Consider the following 8,599-nt stretch of genomic DNA (forward strand, 5'->3'; position numbering starts at 1 on the left):
CGACGATCCTCGAGCCCACCAGCGGCAACACCGGCATCTCGCTGGCGATGGCGGCGCTGCTCAAGGGTTACCAGATGATCTGCGTGATGCCGGAGAACACGTCGATCGAACGGCGTCAGCTGTTGGAGCTCTACGGCGCGAAGATCATCTACTCGCCCGCCGAGGGCGGCTCGAACACCGCGGTGGCCATGGCCAAGCAGCTGGCCGAGGAGCACCCCGAGTGGGTGATGCTCTACCAGTACGGCAACCCGGCCAACGCCGACGCGCACTACTACGGCACCGGGCCGGAGATCCTCGCCGACCTGCCGGAGATCACGCACTTCGTCGCGGGCCTTGGCACCACCGGCACGCTGATGGGGACGGGGCGGTATCTGCGCGAGCACGTCCCCGGCGTCCAGATCGTCGCCGCCGAGCCGCGCTACGGCGAGGGCGTCTACGCGCTGCGCAACATCGACGAGGGCTTCGTCCCCGAGTTGTACGACCCCGAGGTGCTCACCACGCGCTATTCGGTCGGGTCCTTCGACGCCGTCAAGCGCACCCGCGAACTGGTTCAAGTCGAGGGCATCTTCGCAGGCATCTCGACCGGAGCGATCCTGCACGCGGCGCTGGGCATGGCGGCCAAGGCGCGCAAGGCGCGCGAGCGCGCCGACATCGCGTTCGTAGTGGCCGACGCCGGATGGAAGTATCTGTCGACCGGCGCGTACGCCGGTAGCCTGGATGATGCCGAGGACGCATTGGAAGGGCAGCTATGGGCATGAGCGGCACCACCGGTTACACACCCGCGCCGCAGAAGAAGGAGCGACCCGCCTGGATGATCGGCGGGGCCACCATCTTCAGCTTCATCACGCTGCTCTACGTCATCGAGGCATGGGACGCGGTGAACCATCAGGAGCTCAACGCCGACGGCATCCGTCCGCTCGAATCCGACGGGCTGTGGGGCATCATCTGGGCGCCGCTGCTGCACGCCAACTGGGAACACCTCATCGCCAACACCGGGCCGGCCCTGGTGCTCGGCTTCCTCGTCACGTTGGCCGGGATGTCCCGGTTCATCTACGCGACCGCGATCGTCTGGATCCTCGGCGGCTTCGGTACCTGGCTGATCGGCAACATCGGCGCCCCACCCGGCGTGGAGACCAACCACATCGGCGCATCGGGCCTGATCTTCGGCTGGCTGACGTTCCTGATCGTGTTCGGGTTCTTCACCCGCAAGCCCTGGCAGATCATCGTCGGCATCGTCGTGCTGTTCATCTACGGCGGTGTGCTGCTCGGGGCACTCCCCGGCACCTTCGGGGTGTCGTGGCAGGGGCACCTGTGTGGCGGCATCGCCGGTGTGTTCGCCGCCTACGTGCTGTCCGGGCCGGAGCGCAAGGCCCGCGAGAAGCGCAAGACCGGAACGTCGCCACAGCTGTCCTATTGACGCTCGTTCGTCCTTTGCTGAGATGAGGCGTTCGCCACATTCAACGGCGTATCGGGTCTCCGGTCGCTGCGACATCGAACCTGGTGAGGCGTCACATCGTGTTGGAAGAATGAGACTCGTCGCGGAATGCTGTGATGTTTTCGTCAGAGCAAGATCGGGCATGGCAAGCTAGTGAGCGTGCGAATCACCGTACTGGGATGCTCCGGCAGCGTTGTCGGGCCTGATTCGCCAGCTTCGGGATATTTGGTGACTGCACCCGATACGCCACCGCTGGTGATCGACTTCGGCGGCGGCGTGCTCGGCGCGCTACAGCGCCATGCCGATCCCGGCACCGTGAGCGTGCTGCTCTCGCACCTGCACGCCGATCATTGCCTGGATCTTCCCGGACTGTTCGTGTGGCGCCGCTACCATCCCAATCCGCCACAGGGCCGCGCCCTGATGTACGGACCTGCCAACACCTGGGCGCGGCTGGGTGCGGCGTCGTCACCCGAGGGCCGCGAGATCGACGACTTCTCCGACGTCTTCGAGATCCGCCACTGGGTCGACAATCAGCCGGTCACCATCGGGTCGCTGTCCGTGGTGCCGCGACTGGTGTGCCATCCGACGGAGTCCTACGGCATGCGGGTCACCGACCCGTCCGGTGCGACGTTCGTCTACAGCGGCGACACCGGCTACTGCGACGCGCTGGTCGAACTCGCGCGCGGCGCCGACGTCTTCCTGTGCGAGGCGTCCTGGACCCACTCGCCCGACCATCCGCCGAAACTGCACCTGTCCGGCACCGAGGCGGGCCGCGCGGCACGAAACGCCGGGGTGCGCGAACTTCTGCTGACCCACATTCCGCCGTGGACGTCCCGTGAGGACGTGATCAGCGAGGCCAAGGCGGAGTTCGACGGTCCGGTGCACGCGGTCGTGTGTGACGAGACGTTCGACGTCACGCATCACTGAGTCATACCCGCCCGTTAGGGTTGCTGCGTGTCCAGACGAGAAGACGGCCGCCTCGACGACGAGTTGCGACCGGTAACCATCACCCGCGGCTTCACCTCCCATCCGGCCGGCTCGGTGCTCGTGGAGTTCGGCCAGACCCGGGTCATGTGCGCGGCCAGCGTCACCGAGGGCGTGCCCCGGTGGCGCAAGGGGTCCGGCCAGGGCTGGCTCACCGCCGAGTACGCCATGCTGCCCGCCGCCACCCACGAACGGTCGGACCGCGAGTCGGTCAAGGGCCGCGTCGGCGGCCGCACCCAGGAGATCAGCCGACTGGTCGGCCGCTCACTGCGGGCGTGCATCGACCTCGGCGCGCTCGGTGAGAACACCATCGCAATCGACTGCGACGTGCTGCAGGCCGACGGCGGCACCCGCACCGCCGCGATCACCGGCGCCAACGAGGCGTTGTCGGACGCGGTGACGTACCTGTCCGCCGCGGGACGGCTGTCCGATCCACGGCCGTTGTCCTGCGCGATCGCCGCGGTGTCCGTCGGGGTGGTCGACGGCCGGGTACGCGTCGACCTGCCCTACACCGAGGACTCGCGCGCCGAGGTGGACATGAACGTCGTCGCCACCGACACCGGCACACTGGTCGAGATCCAGGGCACGGGTGAGGGAGCGACGTTCCCGCGCTCGACCCTGGACAAGATGCTCGACGCCGCCCTCGGCGCAATTGAGCAGATCTTCGTCATCCAGCGCGAGGCGCTCGAGCTGCCGTACCCCGGCGTGCTGCCCGAGCCGTCCACGCCGGCCAAGAAGGCGTTCGGAAGCTGACGCGCACGCGAGGAGCACAAACGGCCGTGGATCTTCTGGTGGCCAGCCGCAACCTCAAGAAACTGGCCGAACTGCACCGGGTGCTGGACGCCGCGGGGGTGTCTGGTCTTCGCCTGTTGTCGTTGGACGACGTTCCGGCCTTCGACGAGGCGCCCGAGACGGGTGCGACGTTCGAGGAGAACGCGTTGGCCAAGGCGCGTGACGCGTTCCGGGCGACCGGTGTGCCCGCCGTGGCAGATGACTCCGGGTTGGCGGTCGATGCGCTGAACGGCATGCCGGGTGTGCTGTCGGCCCGCTGGTCCGGTGCCCACGGCGACGACCTGGCGAATCTGAGGCTGCTGTTGGGGCAACTCGGCGACGTGCCCGATTCGCGTCGCGCGGCCGCGTTCGTCTCGGCGTGCGCGCTTGTGTCGTCGGCGGGCGAGACCGTGGCGCGGGGGGAGTGGCCCGGCGTCGTGGCGCGCGAGCCGCGCGGGGACGGCGGGTTCGGCTACGACCCCGTGTTCGTGCCCCTTGGGTCTTCACGCTCGGCGGCCGAACTGACTCCTGCGGAGAAGGACGCGGCGTCGCATCGGGGGCGGGCGCTGGCGCTGCTGGTGCCCGCGCTGCGCGCGCTGGCCGCGCTATAAGCCGAACTGCGCCTTGATGTTCCGCGTCTGGAAGTGCTCGACGATAATGCCGAGCAGCGGGATGGTGCCAGCGAGCAGCACGCCGACGGTCTTGCCGATCGGCCAGCGGACCTTGACCGCGAGGTTCGCGGTGAAGAGCAGGTAGACGAAGTACACCCAGCCGTGCACGACGCCGATCCAGCTGGGTGGGTCCTCGACCTTGACGATGTACTTGAGCACCATCTCGTAGCACAGCGCGATCAGCCAGATGCCCGTGGTCCACGCCATCACGCGGTAGCCGAGCAGCGCCTTGCGGAGGGTCTCCTTCGGCGGTGCCGCGGGCGCCGGGTCGTCGGCTTCCGGCCGTTCGGCGGGCGCTTCGGGATCGGGGCTGCTCATGGGGTGGTCCTGTCGTCGGCGGTATCGGATGTGGCGTCGGACTTGGCGAGCTCGGCCAGGTAGGTGTTGTACTCGCGCAGCGCCGGGTCGTTCTCGGATGGCGTTGCAGGTTTCGGCCGTTCGGGCAGCAGGCCTGCGGGGATTTCGGTCTGTTCGCCCGTCGCCTTCACGGGCGGGGCTTCCTCGTAGCGGACGAACTTGTAGTAGCCGTAGAAGCAGAACGCAGCGAACATCGGCCACTGAAGGGCGTAGCCCAGGTTCTGGAAGGTGCCCGAGGTCGACTCGTAGCGGGTCCACTGCCACCAGGCCAGGCCCAGGCAGCCGGCCGCGGCGACGACGACCAGCAGGATGAGTGCTGGCCTCCTACGCCGTGTAGTGGACATCGTTCCACGGTACCGCGCCCGGTTTCTGGCCTTCACCTGCAGGCGGAGCGGAACGACGACCACGGCTAGTGATCGCGGTGAGTTTTTACCTCGCCCCCGGTGGCCGCGGCTTTATAGCTTCAGAGGTCGTGACTACTTCCGCGTTCTCGCGACGCCGCGGGCTGCAATTGATCGGTCTGGCTGGCGGGGCCGCGGTCCTTGGCCCGGTGCTGGCCGCCTGCGGTTCCTCGGACGGTGCCCGCGCCTTGGCGGGAAATGCACCGGTATCAGGCAAGTTCGACGGCGTCACGCTCAAGCTGCTGGTGAACCAGCCGCACGTCACGTCGTTCCGCGACGTGCTGGCACCGGCGTGGAAGGCAGCTTCAGGCGGCGATCTCGACGTGACCGCTGCGCCGTACGACCAGCTGACCAGCAAGCAGATCCTCGACGTGCAAAGCGGCACCGGCGAATTCGACGTCTTCGACTACTTCTACTTCGGTCTTGGTGATCTCGTCGACGCCGGCGCCCTGACCGATCTCACCGAGTGGATCGACACCAACAAGGACAAGATCGACGTGGCCGGCTACCTGCCGTCGATCTACGACCCGTACACCCTGCTGGGTGGCAAGCGTTACGGCCTGCCCTACGACGGGGACGTCCACATCCTGTTCTACAACGCCGAATTGCTGGACCGCTACAAGGTGCAACCGCCGAAGACCTGGGACGAGTACGACGAGGTGTCGGCCAAGATCACCACCGACGCCCGCGGCTCGGCCTACGGCGCGATCGTGTCCGGCCAACAGGTTCCGATGATCCTCGGCTGCTCGTTCATCAACCGGCTCACCGGCTACGGCGGCGAGCTGGTCGACGCCAACGGCAAGCCCGCCCTGACCTCCGACGCCGCGATCGCCGCGGCCAAGCATCTCGTCGCGGTCGCCCCCTCCGCACTGCCCACCCCGTTGCAGATCGGCTTCGACCAGGCCAACCAGGCGTTCCTGACCGGGCAGGGCGCGCTGCTGGACACGTGGACGGACATGGCGCTGCGCGCCGAAGATCCGACGGCGTCGAAGATCGCGGGCCGGTGGGGTGCGGTGTCCCTGCCCGTCGGCGGAAAGAACACGACGCCGCGCACCGCGTTGGACGCCGGATTCGGGCTCGGTATCTCCACCGCCGCCAAGAACCCCGACGCGGCCGCCGCCTTCGTGGCGTGGGCCACGGCGGCCGCGCAGAACCTCAGCGTCTCCTCGACGGCCGGCGCAGGCATCGACCCGATCCGTGGCGCCGTCCTGGACGCCGACGGGTACGCCAAGGTCGTCACCAAGGCGATCGGACCGATCAGGGAGGGTCTAGGTGGCCATCCGCTGGTGTGGCCGAAGGAGGCTGGCGCACCGAAGCTTCTGCAGGATCTGGTCGATCAGCTTGCGCTGGCGATCGCGGGCAGCCAAACCGTGGAACAATCACTGGGCAACGCCCAATCCAGTTGGGAGAAATCCCTGACATGAGCCGGCGTGTCCCGCTCTGGCTGGCGTTGCCTGCCGTGGCCGGGCTGCTGCTGTTCCTGGTCTACCCAACGGGATACCTGATCGCGCTGGCCATCACGGATTCGTCGCTCGCCCATCCGCTCCGCAGCTTCTCCGGCGCCGAGAACTTCTCGTCGGCGTTGACGTCGGCGGCGTTCGTCCCGTCGCTGGGCCGCTCCACCGTGTTCGCCCTGCTTGCGACTGTCGCGACCACCTCATTGGGATTGGCGCTCGCCGTGCTGCTGCGTGCCCGCGGGACCAAGTTCGGCGTGGTGGGCGCGCTACTGCTGCTGCCATTGGTGACCGCGCCGGTCCTCATCGGGGTGGCGTGGAAGCTGCTGCTCGCTCCGGTGGGCGGCGGCTTCGCGCAAGCGTTCTCGGCCATTGGCCTTGGCGGGTTCAATCCGCTGGGTTCGGGAGTGGGCGCGTTCCTGGTGATTCTGCTCATCCACGTCTGGCAGTGGACGCCGTTCGCCGTGCTGATCTCGTTCGCCGCGCTCGGTGTGGTGCGCCCCGAGCTGCTCGAGTCGGCCCGGATCGACGGTGCAGGCACGTGGCGGACCTTCACCACCGTGGTCTGGCCGGCGATCGCGCCCACCCAGTGGGCAGTGGCCGTCCTGGAATTGGTGATCGGCTACAAGGTGTTCGACCTGATCGTCGTGATCACCGCAGGGGGACCGGGTTTCGCCACCACCCTGTCCCCGTACGCGATCTACCAGACCGGCCTTCGCGGCAGCTTCGACATGGGCACAGCGGCCGCTCAGACGCTGATCTTCGCTGCCGTCGTCGGCGCGGTCGCCACGATCGTCACCGCCACCCGGGCACGCGCGCTGAAGGCGGAGGGCTCGTGACCCCGGCCCGTCGGCACTACTGGGCGGTGCGGGTCGCGCTGGCGGTGATCGCGATCGCCGCGCTGATACCGGTCGGCTATCTGGTGTCGCTGTCGCTGCGGCCTCCCGACGACGTGCTGAACTCCCGGCTATGGCCGACCGAGTGGACGCTCACCAACTTCACCAAGGTGTTCGACACGATCGCGCTGGGCACGATGTTGCGCAACTCCTGGGTGATCGCGGTGGGCGCGGCCCTGCTCGCCGTCGTGATCGCCACGCCGGCAGCATATTTCACGGCGCGTCGCTATCGGGGGGAACGTCTTCTGACCGCGCTGTTGGCCAGCTACTGTGCACCGCCGATCGTGGCGATCATCCCGCTGTTCTTTCTGCTGCGGTATGCGGGTCTGACCAACAACCTGCTGGGTCTGGTGGTGGTCAACGGGATCGCCAACGTCCCGGTCGCGGTGTGGCTGCTCGACGGTTTCGTGCGCCGGATCCCGGTCGAGATCGAGGAGGCGGCGGTCATCGACGGCTTGTCGGTGGTCGGTGCGTTCCGCAAGGCGGTGCTGCCGCTGCTCTGGCCAGGCGTCGTGGCGGCGCTTCTGGTGGTGTTCTTCCTGAGCTACAACGATTTTCTGTTCGCGGTGTATCTCGCGGTGACGAAGGAGAGTCAGACGTTGACGGTGGGATTGTCGCTGTTTCAGGGTGATCGCAATGTGCAGTTCGGCCAGCAGGCGGCGGCAGGACTGGTTGGCATCGCGCCGGTGTACGTCCTGGCGCTGGCGGCTCAGCGGTACCTGGGCGGGCTTGCGACGGGTGCGACCAAGTGAGCGCCGTTGAGCTGGTGGGCATTACGAAGTCCTACGGTGACACCGCCGTGGTCGACGATGTGAGCCTATCCCTCCCCGATGGTTCGTTGACGGTGCTGGTCGGACCGTCGGGCTGCGGCAAGTCCACCACCCTGCGGATCGTGGCCGGTCTGGAATCGGCCGACAGCGGCGCGGTGCACATCGGTGACCGCGACGTCACCGCCGCCACCCCGAGGCAGCGTGACGTGGCGATGGTGTTCCAGAACTACGCCCTCTACCCGCAGTTGAGCGTCGCGGGCAACATCGCGTTCCCGCTCCGCAACGCCGGCGTGGCCAAAGACGTTGCCGCACAACGGGCCCGCGAGGCCGCCGAGCGCGTGGGCATCACGAAGCTGCTCGACCGCAAGCCACGCCAGCTGTCCGGCGGCCAGCAGCAGCGGGTGGCGATCGCGCGTGCCCTGGTGCGCACGCCCTCGGTGTTCCTCTTCGACGAACCGTTGAGCAACCTCGATGCCAAGCTGCGCGTCGAGCTGCGCTCCGAAATCCGGCGGTTGCAGCAAGAACTCGGCATCACCGCGCTGTACGTCACGCACGACCAGGAGGAGGCGATGACCATCGCCGACCAGCTGGTGGTGCTCAACGCGGGACGGATCGAGCAGCGCGGCACGCCGCACGACCTCTACCGCTCGCCGGCCAACACCTTCGTCGCCGGCTTCATCGGATCGCCGACCGCCAACCTGATCAGTGGCCGGATCGACGGCGGAGTCTTCGACGCCGACGGCATTCGCTGGGATGTCACCGGACCCGATCAGCCAGCGGTGACCGTCGCAGTGCGGCCCGAGGACGTGCTGGTGCGGCCGGATGCCGGCGGGGCTGGGCGCTTCGAGTTGGTCGAATTG

11 protein-coding genes are annotated in these 8,599 nt (G+C 67.8%); 9 read left to right on the forward strand and 2 right to left on the reverse strand.

Annotated features, from left to right (window positions below; genetic code table 11):
- From QOC69_RS20515 to rdgB, 5 genes are all read left to right on the forward strand, one after another.
- On the forward strand, positions 1-758 hold a 758-nt coding region (locus QOC69_RS20515), incomplete at its 5' end, for a pyridoxal-phosphate dependent enzyme (protein ID WP_526442973.1).
- On the forward strand, positions 749-1,417 hold the full coding sequence (locus QOC69_RS20520) for a rhomboid family intramembrane serine protease (protein ID WP_526442975.1): 669 nt from the start codon (positions 749-751) through the stop codon (positions 1,415-1,417). The genes QOC69_RS20515 and QOC69_RS20520, both read left to right, overlap by 10 nt.
- A gap of 171 nt (positions 1,418-1,588) precedes the next feature.
- Positions 1,589-2,362, forward strand: coding sequence for a cyclic nucleotide-degrading phosphodiesterase (locus QOC69_RS20525; protein WP_526442977.1), 774 nt, complete (start codon positions 1,589-1,591; stop codon positions 2,360-2,362).
- Between the two features lie 27 nt (positions 2,363-2,389).
- Positions 2,390-3,172, forward strand: a complete 783-nt coding sequence (gene rph, locus QOC69_RS20530) for a ribonuclease PH (RefSeq protein ID WP_526442979.1) — start codon at positions 2,390-2,392, stop codon at positions 3,170-3,172.
- Positions 3,173-3,198: 26 nt separating this feature from the next.
- On the forward strand, positions 3,199-3,801 hold the full coding sequence (gene rdgB, locus QOC69_RS20535; RefSeq protein ID WP_526442981.1) for an RdgB/HAM1 family non-canonical purine NTP pyrophosphatase: 603 nt from the start codon (positions 3,199-3,201) through the stop codon (positions 3,799-3,801).
- Here the strand turns inward: rdgB and QOC69_RS20540 are convergent.
- Together QOC69_RS20540 and QOC69_RS20545 are read right to left on the reverse strand one after the other, a co-directional pair.
- A complete protein-coding gene (locus tag QOC69_RS20540; protein WP_526442983.1) occupies positions 3,796-4,179 on the reverse strand; it encodes a DUF3817 domain-containing protein in 384 nt (127 codons plus the stop codon). The two genes, rdgB and QOC69_RS20540, sit on opposite strands and share 6 nt — an antisense overlap.
- The gene (locus tag QOC69_RS20545; RefSeq protein WP_526442985.1) at positions 4,176-4,562 is read right to left on the reverse strand and encodes a hypothetical protein; all 387 of its coding nucleotides are present in this window, start codon (positions 4,560-4,562) and stop codon (positions 4,176-4,178) included. Before QOC69_RS20545 ends, QOC69_RS20540 begins: the two co-directional genes overlap by 4 nt.
- A gap of 128 nt (positions 4,563-4,690) precedes the next feature.
- On the opposite strand from QOC69_RS20545, the gene QOC69_RS20550 reads away from it, so the two are divergent.
- The 4 genes from QOC69_RS20550 to QOC69_RS20565 all read left to right on the forward strand — a co-directional run.
- The gene (locus QOC69_RS20550; RefSeq protein ID WP_526442987.1) at positions 4,691-6,043 is read left to right on the forward strand and encodes an ABC transporter substrate-binding protein; all 1,353 of its coding nucleotides are present in this window, start codon (positions 4,691-4,693) and stop codon (positions 6,041-6,043) included.
- Complete coding sequence (locus QOC69_RS20555; RefSeq protein WP_526442989.1) at positions 6,040-6,912, forward strand: carbohydrate ABC transporter permease; 873 nt, start codon at positions 6,040-6,042, stop codon at positions 6,910-6,912. Before QOC69_RS20550 ends, QOC69_RS20555 begins: the two co-directional genes overlap by 4 nt.
- Positions 6,909-7,721, forward strand: coding sequence for a carbohydrate ABC transporter permease (locus QOC69_RS20560; protein ID WP_526442991.1), 813 nt, complete (start codon positions 6,909-6,911; stop codon positions 7,719-7,721). The genes QOC69_RS20555 and QOC69_RS20560 overlap by 4 nt, the downstream gene beginning before the upstream one ends.
- Positions 7,718-8,599, forward strand: an 882-nt coding sequence (locus QOC69_RS20565; RefSeq protein WP_526442993.1) for an ABC transporter ATP-binding protein, incomplete at its 3' end; no start/stop codon positions are given. The genes QOC69_RS20560 and QOC69_RS20565, both read left to right, overlap by 4 nt.

It is taken from the genome of Mycobacterium sp., from assembly GCF_032162105.1.
GTDB lineage: Bacteria > Actinomycetota > Actinomycetes > Mycobacteriales > Mycobacteriaceae > Mycobacterium.